The sequence below is a fragment of the Pandoraea sp. genome (genome assembly GCF_041919235.1).
Lineage (GTDB): Bacteria > Pseudomonadota > Gammaproteobacteria > Burkholderiales > Burkholderiaceae > Pandoraea.
Genome location: NZ_JAYRUC010000015.1, coordinates 24,021 through 41,817, shown reverse-complemented (window position 1 = coordinate 41,817; position 17,797 = coordinate 24,021). Strand labels below are relative to the sequence as shown.

17 protein-coding genes, 2 tRNA genes and 1 pseudogene are annotated in these 17,797 nt (G+C 63.7%); 11 read left to right on the top strand and 9 right to left on the bottom strand.

Going from position 1 to position 17,797, the window contains the following annotated elements; all coding sequences use genetic code 11:
- Positions 1 to 103: 103 nt before the first annotated feature.
- Both ACE3UG_RS13555 and ACE3UG_RS13550 read right to left on the bottom strand, forming a co-directional pair.
- Positions 104 to 334, bottom strand: a complete 231-nt coding sequence (locus tag ACE3UG_RS13555; RefSeq protein WP_374624657.1) for a hypothetical protein — start codon at positions 332 to 334, stop codon at positions 104 to 106.
- 54 nt (positions 335 to 388) lie between these two features.
- Entirely contained in the window at positions 389 to 643 is a 255-nt protein-coding gene (locus ACE3UG_RS13550; protein WP_374624655.1) for a hypothetical protein, read from the bottom strand.
- 114 nt (positions 644 to 757) lie between these two features.
- Here ACE3UG_RS13550 and ACE3UG_RS13545 point away from each other — a divergent pair, with 114 nt between their 5' ends.
- Together ACE3UG_RS13545 and xth are read left to right on the top strand one after the other, a co-directional pair.
- Complete coding sequence (locus ACE3UG_RS13545) at positions 758 to 1,495, top strand: riboflavin synthase subunit alpha (RefSeq protein WP_374624653.1); 738 nt, start codon at positions 758 to 760, stop codon at positions 1,493 to 1,495.
- Between the two features lie 30 nt (positions 1,496 to 1,525).
- On the top strand, positions 1,526 to 2,305 hold the full coding sequence (gene xth, locus ACE3UG_RS13540; RefSeq protein ID WP_374624651.1) for an exodeoxyribonuclease III: 780 nt from the start codon (positions 1,526 to 1,528) through the stop codon (positions 2,303 to 2,305).
- Between the two features lie 84 nt (positions 2,306 to 2,389).
- Here xth and ACE3UG_RS13535 read toward each other — a convergent pair whose 3' ends face one another.
- The 6 genes and pseudogenes from ACE3UG_RS13535 to glnA all read right to left on the bottom strand — a co-directional run bounded on the left by ACE3UG_RS13535 (position 2,390) and on the right by glnA (position 11,976).
- Positions 2,390 to 3,373 (bottom strand): flagellar brake protein, encoded by a 984-nt coding sequence (locus ACE3UG_RS13535; RefSeq protein ID WP_374624649.1) that lies wholly within the window; start codon positions 3,371 to 3,373, stop codon positions 2,390 to 2,392.
- 276 nt (positions 3,374 to 3,649) lie between these two features.
- The gene (locus ACE3UG_RS13530; RefSeq protein ID WP_374624647.1) at positions 3,650 to 6,493 is read right to left on the bottom strand and encodes a pentapeptide repeat-containing protein; all 2,844 of its coding nucleotides are present in this window, start codon (positions 6,491 to 6,493) and stop codon (positions 3,650 to 3,652) included.
- 125 nt (positions 6,494 to 6,618) lie between these two features.
- Positions 6,619 to 7,500 (bottom strand): dTDP-4-dehydrorhamnose reductase, encoded by an 882-nt coding sequence (rfbD, locus tag ACE3UG_RS13525; RefSeq protein ID WP_374624645.1) that lies wholly within the window; start codon positions 7,498 to 7,500, stop codon positions 6,619 to 6,621.
- A gap of 55 nt (positions 7,501 to 7,555) precedes the next feature.
- Positions 7,556 to 9,127, bottom strand: coding sequence for a nitrogen regulation protein NR(I) (gene ntrC, locus ACE3UG_RS13520; protein WP_374624643.1), 1,572 nt, complete (start codon positions 9,125 to 9,127; stop codon positions 7,556 to 7,558).
- A gap of 61 nt (positions 9,128 to 9,188) precedes the next feature.
- A pseudogene (glnL, locus tag ACE3UG_RS13515) lies at positions 9,189 to 10,253 on the bottom strand (nitrogen regulation protein NR(II)); the annotation flags it as partial.
- A gap of 307 nt (positions 10,254 to 10,560) precedes the next feature.
- Positions 10,561 to 11,976, bottom strand: a complete 1,416-nt coding sequence (gene glnA / locus ACE3UG_RS13510) for a type I glutamate--ammonia ligase (protein WP_374624641.1) — start codon at positions 11,974 to 11,976, stop codon at positions 10,561 to 10,563.
- 506 nt (positions 11,977 to 12,482) lie between these two features.
- Here glnA and ACE3UG_RS13505 point away from each other — a divergent pair.
- The 7 genes from ACE3UG_RS13505 (at position 12,483) to ACE3UG_RS13475 (ending at position 15,155) form a co-directional block, all read left to right on the top strand.
- Entirely contained in the window at positions 12,483 to 12,950 is a 468-nt protein-coding gene (locus ACE3UG_RS13505) for a rhodanese-like domain-containing protein (RefSeq protein WP_374624639.1), read from the top strand.
- A 76-nt stretch (positions 12,951 to 13,026) separates the two neighbouring features.
- A complete protein-coding gene (locus tag ACE3UG_RS13500; RefSeq protein WP_374624637.1) occupies positions 13,027 to 13,644 on the top strand; it encodes a LysE family translocator in 618 nt (205 codons plus the stop codon).
- Between the two features lie 247 nt (positions 13,645 to 13,891).
- A complete protein-coding gene (locus ACE3UG_RS13495; RefSeq protein ID WP_374624635.1) occupies positions 13,892 to 14,131 on the top strand; it encodes a DNA-binding protein in 240 nt (79 codons plus the stop codon).
- A gap of 174 nt (positions 14,132 to 14,305) precedes the next feature.
- Positions 14,306 to 14,491, top strand: coding sequence for a hypothetical protein (locus ACE3UG_RS13490; RefSeq protein ID WP_374624633.1), 186 nt, complete (start codon positions 14,306 to 14,308; stop codon positions 14,489 to 14,491).
- A 71-nt stretch (positions 14,492 to 14,562) separates the two neighbouring features.
- Positions 14,563 to 14,638 (top strand) — tRNA-Lys (locus ACE3UG_RS13485).
- A gap of 56 nt (positions 14,639 to 14,694) precedes the next feature.
- Positions 14,695 to 14,770 (top strand) — tRNA-Lys (locus ACE3UG_RS13480).
- 196 nt (positions 14,771 to 14,966) lie between these two features.
- The gene (locus ACE3UG_RS13475; protein ID WP_374624631.1) at positions 14,967 to 15,155 is read left to right on the top strand and encodes a glycine zipper 2TM domain-containing protein; all 189 of its coding nucleotides are present in this window, start codon (positions 14,967 to 14,969) and stop codon (positions 15,153 to 15,155) included.
- Between the two features lie 27 nt (positions 15,156 to 15,182).
- Here ACE3UG_RS13475 and ACE3UG_RS13470 read toward each other — a convergent pair whose 3' ends face one another.
- Positions 15,183 to 15,545 carry a hypothetical protein gene (locus ACE3UG_RS13470; RefSeq protein ID WP_374624629.1) on the bottom strand — a complete coding sequence of 121 codons (363 nt, stop codon included), beginning with the start codon at positions 15,543 to 15,545 and terminating at the stop codon, positions 15,183 to 15,185.
- 348 nt (positions 15,546 to 15,893) lie between these two features.
- Here ACE3UG_RS13470 and ACE3UG_RS13465 point away from each other — a divergent pair, with 348 nt between their 5' ends.
- Positions 15,894 to 16,163 (top strand): MoaD/ThiS family protein, encoded by a 270-nt coding sequence (locus ACE3UG_RS13465; protein WP_374624627.1) that lies wholly within the window; start codon positions 15,894 to 15,896, stop codon positions 16,161 to 16,163.
- A gap of 166 nt (positions 16,164 to 16,329) precedes the next feature.
- Positions 16,330 to 17,451, top strand: coding sequence for an exo-alpha-sialidase (locus ACE3UG_RS13460; protein ID WP_374624825.1), 1,122 nt, complete (start codon positions 16,330 to 16,332; stop codon positions 17,449 to 17,451).
- Positions 17,452 to 17,797: the final 346 nt, after the last annotated feature.

Genomic DNA, 17,797 nt, shown 5'->3' with positions numbered 1-17,797 from the left:
TGCCGCCCTACCTCGCCAGCTTGCTCTGGCGCCCCACGTGGCGGGCGGCCTGACGGGCGCGGCACGCTGTGCGCTATGGCAATCGTTGCGCGTCCGAGTCCGCTCAGGACTCGTTGGCGTCTTGTTTCTTCGCGTCGCTTGCGGGGGTGCCGGTCGTGTCGACGGCACTCGCCTGGTCCGCCGGCGCGCCGAGCAAGGCGCCCAGCAGCTTGCTGCCGCGGGGGTTGCGTTTGCCTTGCGTGCCGATCTGCTTGCCTGATGGCGGGCCGCGACGCACGCCGGAATCGATCTGCAGGCCCTTGCGCTTCTCAAGTTCGAATTTTGTCTGGGTCATGATGCTGTCCGTGGTGGGCTTGCCCTTCGGGCAGGCCGCATAAGAGTCAATCGTTCAAAGATCGATCCCGAGGCTGCCGTCGGCCACCAGCGTCTTTGCCAGTGTGTGGGCGGCTTCGAGCGCGTCGCCCGCCCAGCGGTACGCTTCGGGCGCAGTGTAGGTGAGCGGCGGGTCCAGCGTTTCGATGACGTCGTCCACGTCGCGCCAGCCGGTGAAATGCACGACGCCGTAGAACTGCCCATCTGGCGCGGACGACGTTTCCGCCCAGTAATAGAAGTTCTCCGCCAGCAGGCAACCTTCGAAACGCATGTCGATCCTGTGAAAAGGCGGCATCGTAGCACGTTGCACAGTGTGCGGCATACCGGCATGAGGCAGTAGAATACTGCGGGATAGCAACCCACGACTCTAGTCACCGACAACACGATGTTTACCGGAATTGTTCAAGGCACGGCCACGCTCTCGTCCATCGAAGACCGCGACGGCATGCGCACCCTCGAGTTGGCGTTTCCCGAAGGCTTTTGCGAGGACCTTACCCTCGGGGCCAGCGTTTCGGTCGACGGTGTCTGCCTCACCGTGACCCAACTGCGCTCACCGACCAGCGCGTCGTTCGACGTCATTCTCCAGAGCCTGAACGTCACAACGCTTGGCAGCTTCGGCACGGGCGCGCAGGTCAATGTCGAACGCGCCGCGAAGGATGGCGCCGAAATCGGCGGACATCCGCTGTCGGGGCATATCGACTTCTCGACTGAAATTCTGAGCGTGCGCACGTCGGACACCAACCGCGTGTTGCGCATTGCGATTCCCGAAGCGTTCCGCAAGTATGTCTTTGCGAAGGGATATATCGCGATCAATGGTGCGAGCCTGACGGTCTCGGAAGTCAACCGCCAGCAAGGCTGGTTTGAAGTGTGGCTGATTCCGGAGACGCGTCGCATGACGACGTTCGAAGAGAAGCTTGCGGGCACACGCGTCAATATCGAGATCGAACGCAGCACGCAGGTCGTGGTCGATACGGTGCGCGAAGCGGTGCAGGAGGGTCTGGGTCGTCTGCAACCGGTACTTGAAGCCCTGCTCAGGGAAAAGGGGCTCTCGCTCGACGACTTCGTTGGCGTGCCGCAGTTGCCCTCAGGCAACCCGGACGATACCCCCGCTTCCAAGGCGTGAGCCTGTTGCCACCCACATCGAAGGACATTCATGCAACTCGCCACCTGGAACGTCAATTCGCTCAAGGTTCGTCTCGGTCATGTGCAGGATTGGCTGCGCAGCCATCCGGTCGACGTGCTCTGCCTTCAGGAACTGAAACTCACCGACGAGAACTTCCCGATCACCGAGATTGCCGCACTTGGCTATACGGCGCACTTCACGGGCCAGAAGACCTATAACGGAGTCGCGCTGCTGGTCAACCACGCCAAAGTGGGTGAAGCCACTGAGCTCATCAAGAATCTGCCGAACTTTGCCGACGAGCAGCAACGTCTCATCACCGCAACCATCGGCGGCGTGCGCGTGGTCTGCGGCTACTTCCCCAACGGTCAGGCCGTCGGCTCCGACAAGTTCGCCTACAAGCTGAATTGGCTCGATGCCCTCACCCATTGGCTCTCCGACGAAATGGCGCGCCACCCGCAACTCGCACTCCTCGGCGACTTCAACATCGCCCCCGAAGACCGCGACGTGCACGACCCCGCGAAATGGGAAGGCCAGAATCTGGTGTCGCCACAAGAGCGTCAAGCCTTCGCACGTCTGCAAGGACTTGGTCTGCGCGATACGTTCCGCATGTTCGATCAGCCCGAGAAGACCTTCAGTTGGTGGGACTACCGCATGGGTGCGTTCCGACGCAACGCCGGACTGCGCATCGATCACATTCTCGTGTCGTCCGCAATGGCCGAACGTTGCACCGCTTGCGAGATCGATCGCATCCCCCGTACGTGGGAACAGCCGTCCGATCACACACCGGTCGTCGCCACGTTCAAGGACTGACACGCTCTCCCCCGGCACCCGCTCAAACAAAGCAAAACGGCACCTGAATCGGTGCCGTATCGCTTTCTTCGACGCCCCGACAGATCACTGGCTACTGCGCGGATCCGTCAGACGGCATTCATAAACGAAACACCGAATGGCCGCCTTGTTGCGCGCGTCCATCCGCATGAACTCCAACCCATAGGCCCACGTGCCATCGGCGCGCGGACCTTCCACGCCACGCACCGCCGCCACACCCAGAATCGGCACAACGTCTGCACCGATCGACACACGGAACTGCACGGCGACGTGATGACAGCCCTCGGGCAACGGCGCCTTTGCCACGATACCCGCCCCATCGGCGCTGATGTCTCGCATCAGCACCAGCCACTCAGGTGTGTCTTGCGGGTCGGCCAACATGCGCGTGAACGAAGCACGCGACGTCTCGTCAAGCGGCGACAGTCGCGCGACCAGCCGCGTGTCGACGCGCGGCGTGCGGCGCACGGGTGTCTCACGCACATTCGACGGACGCGAGAGCAGTACATAATCGAACGGGCCATGATGCACGCTATGCACGTCGCACGTGAATTCGTACAGGTTGTCGCCCGGAAACGTCCAGAGCGCGAGCCGATCATTCGCCGCCATCGGCAGACGCGTATCGCCCGACGCAGGCGGCGTGACGATCAGCATGCCGTTGGGTGCCCTCCCGATCAGGCGAGCACGCACGCGCGTGGTCTCGGCGTCGGGCGCGACGCGCACTTGCAACCACGCGCCAATAGGTAACGGGACGGGCAAGCCCTGCAAATAAACGGCCGACGCCCCCGTCCCCAACACCGAAGCGGAATTGGCCGCCTCCGTACGGCACGCCGCCTCGCCCGTTGCGGCAATTTCGGGAAGCGGCCGGTGCGGCGCGAACGTGGTAAAGAGCCAATCGAGATCGGCCTCGGACGGCAAACGCTCACCCGCCGCCAGCAATGGCGTGCCGTCTGCGTCGAACAATGGCCACGAAAGCGGCAAACGTGCGTCAAGCTCGCGGCGGTTGACCGCCACGAACCCCGGATAGCCTGACGCAATACAAGTCGAGTGCATAGTGCCTGAGTGGGTACGAAACCCGTGAGAGCCTGGGAACAAGGCATTGACCTGCCGCGCATTCCAGCACGAGCACAACTTGGGCGCCCCCGCTTCGCGCCGGCATCCGTGGCCAAAACCTCACAAACGTCGCCAACTGCAGAATCGCAACACCGCTGCCCCGCCGGATCGCCGGATCGCCGGAATTGCCGCCATCAAAGGCAGCGTATTGCGTGTCCGTATTATTACCACGAAAGCACGCATACGCTGACGGCGGAATATCGGGCAAAAAGCCCGTCAATCCCCCTGCGTTCCAGCCGGGACGACATCGGCAGCGCCACGCCACCTATCCATGGCTTGACGAATCGCGTCCGGCCCAAGCGGCAAACGGATCGCCCAGAACCACGGAAGCGTCTGACGGCATGCCTGCGCCAAGCCCGGCAAGTGCCGTATTTCCGGGCACATCAACCAATCGACCAGCCGCTGCGCCAGTTGCCCTGCCGGACAATGCTCGTCTGCCAGACACGTTCGCAGCGCGAGCGCCTGCGGCAGCTTGCGCCACGCGACATCCCCCCTCATGGCTTCGTTGAGGGTTGCAAGGGCGTAACCGCGATAATCGCCAATTCCGGCCGCCGAAGGGGCCGCGCCCGTCGGTGCACTCGCGTCGTCATGTGCCGTCGGCCACACGCGGTGCCACGCCGGCTGCGTGGCCAGCCAACTCAATCCGGCCGCGACGGAAACCAATCGAACTCGCCGCGACATGGCGACGCTCAGCCCCGCCTCACCAGCCGGCGCAACCAACGGCGCGTCTCGGAAGACGTCCTCAATATCAGCGTGTCCGTCCCTTCGCAACTGCACTTGGCCTGGCGAGCGTGAACCGCTCACCAGTGCGCCGAACCTGTCGGCCGCGCTCAACGACGCGTGCGCGTCATTCGTGTCCCCCGCACCGACCGCACCATGCAACGGATCCCACGTCCCATGGCATGCAGCGTTCGCATGCTGCGCGCCCGCCTTGCCGGACCAACGACCGACCAGCCGGACGAACGTGTCGAGCGGACGCTCCACTGGCCAGAGCTCGGCAAGAAATCCGAACTCTCGGAGCAGCCCCTGGAGCTGCGACATGGTCCCCGGCACAAAGTCGTCGGACGACACGCCATCGCGCACCACCACGCGCGTGCCAAGCCATTGCCAGCCCGGTATTGTGTCCCCCGCGAGGGACACGTCGTCCGCCGTCGCAGGGGCACCGCTACGTGCGCCCAGAACGCCTGCCAGCAAATGCCTCGGCAGACGCGCCGCAACGTCACCGTCCGAACGAATCAGCACGACGTACGCCGAATCATAGGCATCGACCCCATCCGCCGAAAGCGCCACACACGCCTGTGGCGGCAACGCATCGAACCACGCCGCCCGCAACACCTGCGCCCGCAGGGCACCTACACCGCCCACCCCTTCCGCGGCCCAGTAGAGCGTCTGACACATCGCCCCCGCAAACGGCCAGACCGCCTCCGGCAGGTCATCGCTACAGTGCCGGTGCAGTGTCGTCATGAGCGATTCCATGCCCCACGCCGCCCGTGTGCGTGGCAGCCGTTCATCCGCCAACGCGTGAAGCGTGTGTTTCAGCCATTGCGCACGCAGTTCGGCAAAGCCGTCGTACTCGCCGACACCGCCCGCCTCGCTGCCCGCCGCCAGCAAACGGCCAAGCCAGTCGCTGCGCTGAACATGCTCCGGCAACCTCTGAAGCGGTGGCGCCACTTCGCCTCCCATGCACATGAGTCCCGCCTGACGCCCAATCGCGGCCAACAGTTGCATGAAAACGCCAGCGCGCACGGCCGGCTGATCGAGCGGAAACGTTGCCCACGATTGGACGACCCGATCGAGTTCGGGCGGTGTCAGGTTGCGTAGCCATGCGGCGTCGAGGCGAACGCGCGCGTCCTGCCACTGCGTACCGGCCAGATTGCAATCCGCGCCAATGCGCACCTGCTTCAAGCTCGCGCCGCAGAAGCGGGCGTTGCGCAGATCGCAAGCCTCGAAGAACGCGCCATTGAGCTTCACACCGCCGGCGTCCCATCCACGCAGTTCGCATTGGCGGAATTCCGCGCCTCTCAGATCTGCGCCAGAGGCCTGCACGTTATGCATGGCGACCGAAGTCCATTGCGAACGCTTTGCCTGGGCGCCAATCAATATCAAGCCATGCGCGCTCCCCCCGGCGAAACACGCGCCATGCAACTTTGCCCGCTGGAACGACGCCCCATCGAGGCGCACCCGCGTGAACATCAGCCCCTGACATCGGGCTTCGCTCAGGTCAGTCGCACACATCACCGTATGCAAAAAGGTCGCGCAACGAAGATCGGCGCCCACGAGCCGCGCGAGGCTCACATCTGCCGCGCGGAAACATGCGCCCCGTAAATCGGCCCGCTCGAAGTCGGCGTTGACCTGATTCGACAGCGCAAACACCGAGTTCGGCAACGATGCCCCGGTCCACCACGCCCCACTGAAGTGTCCGCCGCAAAACTGAGCGCCTGGCGCCATCACACCGCGCAAGTCGCCGTTCGGCATCGACAAATCGGGAAGCACCGCGTTGCGCAGATTCGATAGCGTCAGCGCCACGCTCAGCACAGAAACCGGCCATTCGCGCATGGGCAGACGCGCGCATGCCCGCACGTCGGACGCGGCCTCGTCGGCCGACGACAGCCAATGCCATTGCGCGGCACCCGGCGACTGGCCGCCACTCGCCGCACACCACTTGGTCAGGTCGCGCGCGACGTCCCGGACGCGCGCACCTTCGAGCAGGTGCGAAAAGCGGGTACGCCATGCCTGCTTCAAGGCGCCTTTATCGAATGACAATTCACCTTGCGAGGCGTCCGCCTGGGCCTTCAATCGCTCGTCGCACGGATGTCGAACGCCCGCGCCGGACTCCAAAGCGAACACATGCGCCAGCCATGCGACCTGGTGCGAGATTGCACGCCGCTCGTCTTCATTCGCGCGCAAAACCACACGACGCAGAACTTCGGGTGGCGCGGCACTACGCGCCGCCAGATCGGAGGTGGACAACGCACCCTCGCCAACCGCACCGCCCTCGACATGGCGAGCCCCCATGTCCGCCTGTCCCCGGCCTGAAATCCCGTTCTGAACCGACATCATGCGCCGCTCCTTGGCGCGCGCTCGTAGGCGCGCGCGAAAAAGCCACCATGTTGCCGAAGGAATTCGACGCTGCGTGCTGAGGAAATTCCGATTTAGCGCACTGCCCCGTCAGAATGGGGGCTGCATCAGCCGAGACAGAGTGCGAGCGCGTCGCGCCAGCCGGGCGCGCGAACACCGAAGGTGCGTGCGAGCTTGTCGTTGTCGAGAATCGAATACGCCGGGCGCTTGGCCGGCAATGGATAGGAAGAAGTCGGAATCGCCACAACGTTTGGACGCTTTTCCGGTGCGCTCAGATCGAGTATCGCCTCCGTGAACCCGTGCCAAGTCGTTTGTCCGGCCGCCGTCAGATGGTAAAGGCCGCCGTGCTCGCGCCAGAAGTCGGCGTCGACGCCCGTCTGCGTCAACCCTTGCACCAACACCTGCGAGGTCAGTTCGGCAATCGTGCGGCACCACGTCGGCGCGCCGTGTTGGTCGGCAACGATACGCAACTCGTCGCGCTCGCGGGCCAACCGCTGAACGGTGAGCAGGAAATTGGCACCTCGCGCGCCATACACCCAACTTGTACGCAGCACCAGGTGATTCGCCCCGCTCGCCGCAATCGCCGCTTCGCCGGCCAGCTTGGTGCGACCATATGCGTTCTGCGGGTTGGTAGGTTCTTCCTCGCGATACGGCGACGACGACGTTCCGTCGAAAACGTAGTCGGTGGAGTAATGCACGACGAGCGCGCCAACGCGCCTGGCCTCCTCCGCCATGACGCCCGGCACGACCGCGTTGACCTGATAGGCCGCCGCCTCATCGGTCTCGGCCCGGTCGACCGCCGTATAGGCCGCCGGGTTGACGATCAGATCGGGCGCGAAATCGCGCAGCGTACGCACCACACTGTCGGTATCGAGCAGATCCATCTCGTTGCGCCCGGGGGCGTGCACGTCGCCCATGCCCTGCAGGCTGCGGGCAAGCTCCCAGCCCACCTGACCGGTGGCGCCCGTCAACAGGATGCGTCTTGCCATGGTACGGCTCCCTTGTCGCTGAATGGTCAAACCAGGGAGCCTACCGTGATTAGCGTCAGGTTTCCAGCCCCAACTCCTGGATCTTGCGTGTGATGGTGTTGCGGCCAATGCCAAGGCGGCTCGCTGCCTCGACCTTTCGCCCGCGCGTGAAATCGAGCGCCTCGTTGATAAGCGCGGTCTCGAAACGGCGTGTCAACTGGTCCATGACATCGGGCGATGCCGAGCGAAGCAGGCGCGCTACCTCACGGCGCAGGATCGGCTCCCAGCTCTCGGCGCCGGCCGTATCGGCCGCGTGCCCGGCCGGGCTCGTGGCCGCAGATGCACCGCCCGTTCCCGCAGCGGCACCGGAGGTCGCGGGTCCGACACCACCGAAGCCGGGCGTCGAGGGCACCGACGCGGTGGCCGCGGGGGTTGACACGGTGGCGTACGCAGACAGGCTCGCCGCCGCACCGGCGCCGACCGCCGTCGACAATGCCGGCGCCTGAAACTCCGGCGGCAGATCCTTGATCTCCACCGTCTGGGCCGGGGCCATGACCGTCAGCCAGTTGCTCAGATTTTCCAGTTGGCGTACGTTGCCGGGAAACGGAAAACGCGTCAGGTGCACCAGCGCCGCTTCGCTGATCCGTTTCGTCTCGACACCCAGTTCGCGCGCGCTTTTCTGCAGAAAGTGGCGCACCAGAAGCGGAATATCCTCACTGCGCTCACGCAGCGACGGCAGACGCAGCCGAATCACGTTCAAGCGATGATACAAATCCTCGCGAAACAGCCCCTGACGCACGCGATCTTCCAGATTCTGGTGCGTCGCGGCGATCACACGAACGTTCGCCTTGATCGGACTGTGCCCACCCACGCGGTAATAGTTGCCGTCCGATAGCACCCGGAGCAAACGCGTCTGCAAATCCAGCGGCATGTCGCCGATTTCATCGAGGAACAGCGTGCCGCTCTCGGCCTGCTCGAAGCGTCCGCGCCGCGTAGCCTGTGCTCCCGTGAATGCACCACGCTCGTGACCGAACAGTTCGGACTCCAGTAAATCCTTCGGAATGGCTGCCGTGTTGAGCGCAATGAACGGTCCCGAAGCGCGCGGCGAATGGCGATGCAGTGCACGCGCGACCAGTTCCTTGCCCGAACCCGACTCGCCGGTGATGAGCACCGTCGCACTCGAATGCGACAGACGACCGATCGCCCGGAACACGTCCTGCATCGCGCTCGCCTGTCCGAGAATCTCGGGTTCTTCCGTGATGCGCTCGTCGTCGGTCGCCTCGCGCAGGCTCTCTTCGACCGCGCGCAGAATCAGCTCCACCGCACGATCCACATCGAACGGCTTGGCCAGATACTCGAACGCACCGCCCTGAAACGCCGCCACGGCGCTATCGAGATCCGAGAATGCGGTCATGATGATGACCGGCAGCCCGGGGTGCCGCTGCTTGACCGTTTGCAGCAGTTCGAGCCCGGACCCGCCCGCCATGCGGATGTCCGAGACCAGCACCTGCGGCGAGTCGTGTTCGAGCGCGGCGCTTGCTTCGCGCGGGCCTGTAAAGCTGCGCACCGGCAGATTGGCACGCGTGAGCGCTTTTTCCAGCACCCATCGAATCGATTGGTCGTCGTCTACTATCCAGATCGGCTTCATTGTTCACCGTGTAACGTCTATGCCCGGCCGCAGGTGTACGGCCGACGGCGTGAGGGCCGCATCAGCCCAGGGGCAGCAGGATTCGGAAATCCGTCCGTCCGGGCCGGCTTTCGCATTCGATCAGACCGTCGTGGCGCTGCACGAACGATTGCGCCAGAGTGAGTCCAAGACCACTTCCGCCATCACGCCCGGAAACGAGCGGATAGAAAATGCGATCGCGAATATCGGCGGGAATGCCGGGCCCGTTGTCGATCACATGCAATTCCAATGCCAGCTTGTGCAATCGTTTGGCAATCGTGATCTTTCGCGCGACCCGCGTGCGCAACACGATGCGCGCGTCGCCCCGCGCGATCTGCTCGCGCAGCGCTTCGGCACCGTTGCGCACAATGTTGAGCAGCGCCTGAATGAGTTGCTCCTTGTCGCCGCGAAAATCGGGCAGGCTCACGTCATAGTCGCGCTCGATCGACAGACCCTGCGGGAACTCGGCGAGCACCACCGAGCGCACGCGCTCGCAGACTTCGTGGATATTGACGTCGGTGGCGATGTACGGGTGGCGATGCGGTTCGAGCAGGCGATCGACCAGCGTTTGCAGCCTGTCGGACTCCTTGATGATGACCTGCGTGTACTCGCGCAGCTCACGCTGATCGAGCTCGAACTCCAGCAACTGCGCCGCGCCACGAATCCCGCCCAGCGGATTCTTGATTTCATGCGCCAGATTGCGGATGAGCTGCTTGTTCATCAACGCCTGATCGATGATGCGCTCTTCACGCTCGTTCTTGAGCTTCTGCTCGTTCTCGATCAACTCGACGATCACGAAGTCTGGCGCAGCCTCGGGGGCCGCAACGATCGCGTGCGTGTGCAAAGGCTCCTGCGCGGTGCGCTCAAGCACCAGATCGAGGCGCGTTGTCTGAAAGCGATTGGCGATGAGATCGACCATCGTCGATGCCAGCACGTCGCCGTTCGTGAACACGTCGTTCCACGTCATCTGCGAGAGTGAGCGGCGCGAGAGCGCAAGCAACGCCTCGGCGGCCGGGTTGGCGAACACGATGCGAAGCGTGTGCTTCTCAAGTACCAGCAATACGGTCGGCAGCGCCTCGAGACCAGGCAGGATGCCGGTCGCCGCGAGACTCACCTCCCACGGGTCGACGCTCACCTGCGGCGTGGACGTAGGGCCGGTCGCGTCGGTCATCATATCGGTGGCATGGGTATCGTCAGCGGCAACGGCGTGCGAAGCGCGCGTTGTCTGCCCTTTCGCACCAGCGCGGACACTTTTCATCAAGGATCGAGGCGATAGATTCATGGCTGGCTACGTGGCGAATGCGCGCGGCGGATAAAAAAGGGGGACGGCCGCGGCCATCCCCCTTGCCTGTCGAGCATGACGGTCGGCCGCTGGCGTTCCGTCATGCCGGCGCATTCCCTGCGCAGCGATTCGATTACAGCGAGTAGTACAGTTCGAACTCGAGCGGGTGCGTGGTCATGGCCACACGGCGCGCTTCTTCCGTCTTGAGTGCGATGTACGAATCGAGCATGCCGTCCGTGAACACGCCGCCCCGGGTCAGGAACTCGCGGTCTTCGTTCAGGTACTCCAGCGCCTGTTCGAGGCTCGAGCACACGGTCGGGATCTTTGCATCCTCTTCCGGCGGCAGGTCGTACAGGTTCTTGTCGGCAGCCTCGCCCGGGTGGATCTTGTTCTGCACGCCGTCCAGACCGGCCATCAGCATCGCCGAGAAGGCCAGATACGGGTTGGCCATCGGGTCCGGGAAGCGCGCTTCGATGCGGCGGCCCTTCGGATTGGCAACGTACGGAATGCGGATCGAGGCCGAACGGTTCCGGGCCGAATAGGCCAGTTTCACTGGGGCTTCGAAGTGCGGCACCAGACGCTTGTACGAGTTGGTCGACGGGTTCGTGATCGCGTTCAGCGCGCGTGCATGCTTGATGATGCCGCCGATGTAGTACAACGCGAACTCCGACAGACCGCCGTAGCCATTACCGGCGAACAGGTTCTGACCATCCTTCCAGACCGACTGGTGAATGTGCATGCCCGAGCCGTTGTCGCCGACGATCGGCTTCGGCATGAACGTCGCCGTCTTGCCATAGCTATGTGCAACGTTGTGCACAACGTACTTCAGGATCTGCGTCCAGTCGGCGCGCTCGACCAGCGTCGAGAACTTCGTGCCGATTTCGTTCTGCCCCTGGCCCGCCACTTCGTGGTGGTGCACCTCCACCGGCACGCCGAGTTGCTCGAGCAACAGGCACATTTCCGAGCGCATATCCTGGAACGAGTCGACCGGTGCCACCGGGAAGTAGCCGCCCTTCACGCCCGGACGGTGACCGGTATTGCCGCCTTCGAAGTCCTTCGACGACGACCACGGGGCTTCTTCCGAATTCACGCGCACAAACGTGCCCGACATGTCCGTGCTCCACTGGACCGAGTCGAAGATGAAGAATTCCGGCTCCGGACCGAAGTAGGCCGTATCGCCCAGGCCCGTGCTCTTCAGGTAGGCTTCGGCGCGCTTGGCGATGGAACGCGGATCGCGGTCGTAGCCCTTGCCGTCGGCCGGCTCGATCACGTCGCAGGTCAGCACCAGCGTGTTCTCTTCATAGAACGGATCGATATAGGCAGTGTTCGCGTCCGGCACCAGCAGCATGTCCGAGGCTTCGATGCCCTTCCAGCCGGCAATCGACGAACCGTCGAAAGCATGGCCGCTCTCGAACTTGTCAGCGTCGAAGTGCGACACCGGCACCGAGACGTGTTGCTCCTTGCCGCGCGTATCGGTAAAGCGGAAGTCGACGAACTTGACGTCTTCTTCCTTAACCAGATTCATCACATCTGCCACAGATTTGCTCATGCTATCTCCAGAAAGATTCAATCTGGCGCTGCTGGCGCTTATCGCCCGCGTCGCCGCACCCTCTTAACGAACTCCGTGTTCGGATTCGCCAATGTTAAGCAGGAAGCGTGCCAACGCCCCGCCAATCCATCCAGCCCCACCCCCGCCCTCTGATTTCTAAGGAAATAATCGATTCTGGTGCGTCCAGCATCGAATTCCCGCTCACGGGCTCTATTTCTCCATCATGGTGCAATATCACCCCAAACATCACTTTATTGGTGCATCGGTGGATTATGCACCTTTTGTGTGCTTTCGAGCGACGCCCAGGAGCCGAAGTTGTGCATCGCCATGCACCGCCGTAATGCGCGGCAATGCGCGCCGTGATGCGCCGTCACAGTCTGCAGCCAAACACCGTCACATGCCATGCACGTCGCGCGGCCAAGGGCCGCGACGTCACGTAAAGCGCATCTCGCTCAAAGTGCACGCTAGAATGAGACATCACCTTCGACTCACGAGATCACAGCAATATGACAAGCGCCAAATCCATTCTCGAGCAAGCTGCCCAACGCCGAGCCAGCGCCCAACTTGCCTACTCGGGCGCCGTCACGCCTGAAGAAGCCCTGGCGTTGCTCGACGCCAATGCCAACGTTCGCCTGATCGACGTGCGCACGCGCGCGGAACTCGACTGGGTCGGTCGACCGCAAGTGCCCGATGGCCAGTACGCCAATGTCGAATGGGTACGGTACCCGGGCGGCGTACCGAACGAGCATTTCCTCGAGCAACTCGCCACTCAGACGCCCGACAAGAACGCACCGTTGTTGTTCTTGTGCCGTAGCGCCGCCCGTTCGAAGGCGGCGGCGAAAGTCGCCTTTGAGGCCGGTTACACGCAGTCGTTCGACATTCTGGAAGGTTTCGAAGGCGACAAGGACAGCGAAGGTCACCGCAAGACGGTGAGCGGCTGGTGCTTCCGCGGGCTTCCATGGCTGGGTGCCTGAGCGGCTGCACGTCAGCGGCAGGATCGCACCACTTTTCAGACAAGACGGATCGTCATCAACGCGAGGAGACGCCGAGATGGACTGGACACATTTGCTCACTTTCGCCCTGGCCTTGTTCGTGGGCGCCGGCACGCCGGGGCCGGGCATTGCGGCCATCGTGGCGCGCGTGCTCGGACGCGGCACGCAGGGCGCGATCGCGTTCACAGCGGGCGTTGCCATCGGCGACGTCGTGTGGCTCACGCTCGCCGTGCTGGGCGTCGCCGCGCTTGCCCATACGTTCTCTGGCGTGTTCATGGCGATCAAATACGCCGGTGCGGCCTACCTGCTCTATCTGGCGTGGAAGATGTGGCACGCGCCGGGCATTGCACCCACGCAGCCCATGGCCGCCGTGCCGCGCGAGAAGTCGTGGCGCCTGTTTCTCGGTGGCCTATCGGTCACGATGGGCAACCCGAAAGTCGTCGTGTTCTATTTCGCGCTGCTGCCCAACCTGCTCGACCTGCAACAGGTCACGGCGCTCGGCTATCTGGAAGTCGTGGGTGTGACGCTGGCAGTGCTCACGGTCGTGTTCGGCACTTACATCGCGCTCGCTTCCCGCGCACGCCGACTGCTCAGTTCCGCACGTGCGGTTCGACGCCTGAATCGCGCAACCGGCACCGTCATGGCGGGCGCCGCCATCGCCATCGCGACCCGCTGAACCGGGCGCCGATATCGCTTTCAGCCTCATCGCCAACGCCACCTGCGGGTGGCGTTGCTTCGTCCGCTGCGAGCACCATGGCGACGGTTTCCGGTCGGCAAATCGCCGAGCGCCCAGCGTTTTCGCGCGGCCGCGCAGGCCCTTGGAACCGTCGTGCACCCGGCCTCAAAGCGCCGGCTTTTTCTCGATCCGCACAAGCTGCGTGCTACCATGCAGCCGTTTCAATTTGCATAGACAGGATCATCCGGTGAGTCAGATCGAATTCGATATCGAGTGGACCGAGCGCGCAGCGAAGAAGGCCGAACGGCTCGTCCCCAAGGGCACCCCTCTCGCGCTACCGCCGATCGAATGCATGCCGGCCGAAGGCGACGTACTTTTCCTCGGGCAGGGTGACAAGAAGCAACCGTTTATCGTGGTCGAGCGTCAGTACCATCACGAAGGCGAAGACGCGTGGACCATCGTACTGATTCTCGATCTGCCCGAATGACGTTGATGCCCAATTGCAGCGTCCGCGTCGACTGAATCGGACGGATCGCAAAGTAGCAACGCACGGCGCGGTCACTGGGGAAATCCCGGTGGCCGCGCCTCTTTGCTTCGGCGGGGCCATTTTCTATACTTGAGTCGCGTTCCCAATCGCGTGATATCGGCAGGGAAATCGACCATGATCATGCCCCATCTTTCCAACGCCCAACTTCTGAGCATGTTCGCGATCGCGGCATTCGGTGCGATCGCCGTCGGCGCAATGCCCTGCAAGGGGGCCATCCGAATGTGCTGGCGCTCGCTGCTCATCGTGGTCGGCGCCGTCGTCGCCGTCTTGGCGTTCGAGCTGGTTCCCCTGCTCGCCTGAGCCATTTTTGCGGATTTTCGCCATTTAGGGTTGACCCTCTGCGGAAGAGCCGATATTATCTCGGTCTCGTTGGGGCGTTAGCTCAGTTGGTAGAGCAGCGGACTCTTAATCCGTAGGTCGAGTGTTCGAGTCACTCACGCCCCACCAAACGAATTCTGAAAAGGCTGCGGCGCCGTGCAGCCTTTTTTGTGCCCGGTAGCACCGGGGCGTTAGCTCAGTTGGTAGAGCAGCGGACTCTTAATCCGTAGGTCGAGTGTTCGAGTCACTCACGCCCCACCAGATGCATCGCGAGGTCCGCACAAGGTGCGGCCCTTGCTGTTTCTGCCCCCCACCTCGCCTCTCGCCCGTCTGTCATCCCATTCCTACAGTCGATTCAGCAGCGACCGATAGTGCATGGACCGCCTGCCAACTAAGCTGGACTCATATCGCCGCGCGACAGGCCGCCGGCACTTGCCTCAGCCTCAGGAGACGCATCATGAAAACGACGAAAGCGATTCTCGTTGTCATCACCGCGCTCGCGATGGGCGCGTCCCTCGTCGGGTGCACCCTCGGCGGCGCCGCCGCTGGCGGGGTCATCGGCCATGAAGCCACCGGCGGCAGCACCGCCGGGACCATCGGCGGCGCCGTCGTCGGCGGGGTCATCGGGCACGAACTGGGCAAGTAACGCCAGCCCTCGGACCAGCGCACGCCGTCATCGCCCAACGACGTACAGCGGGGTATTGGCGGCGTAGCCATACAGGATCAGCACGCCCCCGACCAACGCGTCCCCCGCGGCTCTTGCCTGCGCAACGCTTGCGTAGCGCTTCGCCTGCGCCGTACACGTCGCGTAATGGCGCCCGCCTCCGCTCGAAGCACCGTCGTGTCGGCCGACAAACGCCGCCTGACGTACGCTCCAGACGAAGTAACCTTCGCGCTTCGCGATCTCCGGCGGCCGCTTGACCATCGAGTCCTCCGTCTGCGAGGCCTCGCCCGCCTTGTGCAATCGCCACTGACGCTTGATCGCCGCGTCCGACCAACGTCCCATGCCAATGTCTTTCCCTCGGTTTTTTGCCATTGCTCCCTCCTGGAATTTGCCAGCGGCACTGCGCTCGCGGGCACTCCGATAATGGTGAACAATAATGCGGTGAAGTGGATTGGGGAGTGTCCGATATGCGAGGCCATACCCTGCGACGACGCTTCACACGCGTCGATCCTCGAAGCCCGTCATTCAAAGGACGCACAACAGCGCCCCTTGCTCGGCACCAGGCCGTCATATGCGTTGATCGCAGACGTCCATCGCGCGGCAAACCTGCAACAGTGCTGCAATGCACGCTGTGAGAACGATCCTCATTGTCTACACTGGAAACCTCACACTCACGGCGTTGCGGCCCGTTGGCCGCGACGGCCAGCGCACGACAGGGTCATGACAACCGTCACTTTCGCACCCGCCATCCGGCGTCACGTCGATGTGGACGAGCAGACCATCGACGGACTGACCGTCCATGACGTGCTCGCGCAATGCGTCGCACACGCGCCAGCGTTGCGCGGCTACCTGTTCAACGATCAGGGACGCTTGCGTGCGCACGTGGCGGTCTTTGTCGATGGCCGGTTGATCCGCGACCGCCACACGCTAAGCGACACGCTGACCGATGCCAGCCGCGTGTACGTTGCGCAGGCGCTCTCGGGCGGGTAAGGACGATGAAGCCGATGCGACCGACAATGCTGACGGGATGGATGCGGCGGATGCGGTGGATGCGGCGGATGCGGTGGATGCGGTGGATGCGGTGGACAACTCGGGCAAGGCGGACGAAGGCGCTGAACACGCAAGCATTGGACAAGACTCGCGCCAGCCAAGGAGAATGATCGTGGAACATGTCACCGGAGCAACGCTGCTGGTCGCCACCCGCAAGGGATTGTTCACCTGGCGGCGTGAGAGCGCGACTTGGCGCCTGACGTCGAGCACGCCCGATTTCCCTGGCGAGCCGGTCAGCATGGTGTTGCACGACGCGCGCGACGGCACCGATTACGCCGCACTCAATCTGGGCCATTTCGGCGTCAAGCTCTGGCGCCGCGCGCGCGATGCGAGCGCCTGGGTCGAACTCGCCCCACCCGCGTTCGCGCGGCAAACCCAGCAGTCCGACGCACCCGCCACCGACCCTCACGCGCCATCGGTAGAACTTCTCTGGTCGCTCGAAGCAGCGGGTGCCGACGCCCCCGGCGTCCTCTGGGCCGGTACGATTCCCGGCGGCCTGTTCCGCTCCAGCGACCACGGACAGCATTGGGACCTCGTGCAGAGCCTGTGGGAGCGGCCTGAGCGCGCTGAGTGGATGGGCGGTGGCTACGATCACGCGGGCATTCATTCGATCTGCATCGATCCGCACGATAGCCGTCAGGTCACGATCGCGGTATCGACAGGCGGTGTCTGGCGCACGCGCGATGACGGCCGCACCTGGGCGCTCGCGGCTAGCGGCATGGAGGCCGATTACATGCCGCCCGAGCGCAGGTTCGATCCGAATGCGCAGGACGTCCACCGTCTCGTGCAATGCCGCGACGCCCCCAACGCTTTGTGGGCACAGCATCACAATGGCATCTTCCGCACCCTCGATTACGGCGCGTCCTGGCGACGAATTCAGGCGTCACCGTCGAGCTTTGGCTTCGCCGTCGCCGTCGACCCGCACGACCCCGATGTCGCGTGGTTCGTCCCCGCGCAGCGCGACGCGTGTCGCATTCCCGTCGACGCTCGCCTTGTGGTCATACGCACGCGCGACGGCGGCGAGTCGTTCACAACCCTCTCGAACGGGCTGCCGGAGCTGCCGTCCTACGATCTCATCTATCGCCACGGACTGGATATCGACGCCACCGGCCGCACGCTCGCAATGGGCTCGACAACGGGTGCGCTGTGGATCAGCGACAATGCGGGCGATCAGTGGGAATGCCTGTCCGCGCACTTGCCTCCCATCTATGCCGTTCGCCTCGTCTAGCGAACGTCCAGCGAACGGTCCGGCATTCTCGGCACCGCTCGTCTTGCTGCCCTTCCGCCCTTCTGGCCTTCTGCCCTTCTGCCAGGCTCGACGCAGATGCGCGACGGCGATAATCGTACACGACGTGCAGCGCGTGACCGGCATACGGGGGACGTGCGCCGCGTCGCGCAGGGCAACATCTTCGTCACGCCGATGGTGAGCGTGCCTCGGAGAATGCCGCACTCGTCGAGCGGGCGACGGCGGCGCAAATCCCCGTGTCTGCTGGACTTCCGGCCGATGTCACCGCCTGCGCGGCGTTGCGCCGTTGGAGTATGATGGCTGCTGCTATGCTTTCTCCCACCGTCTG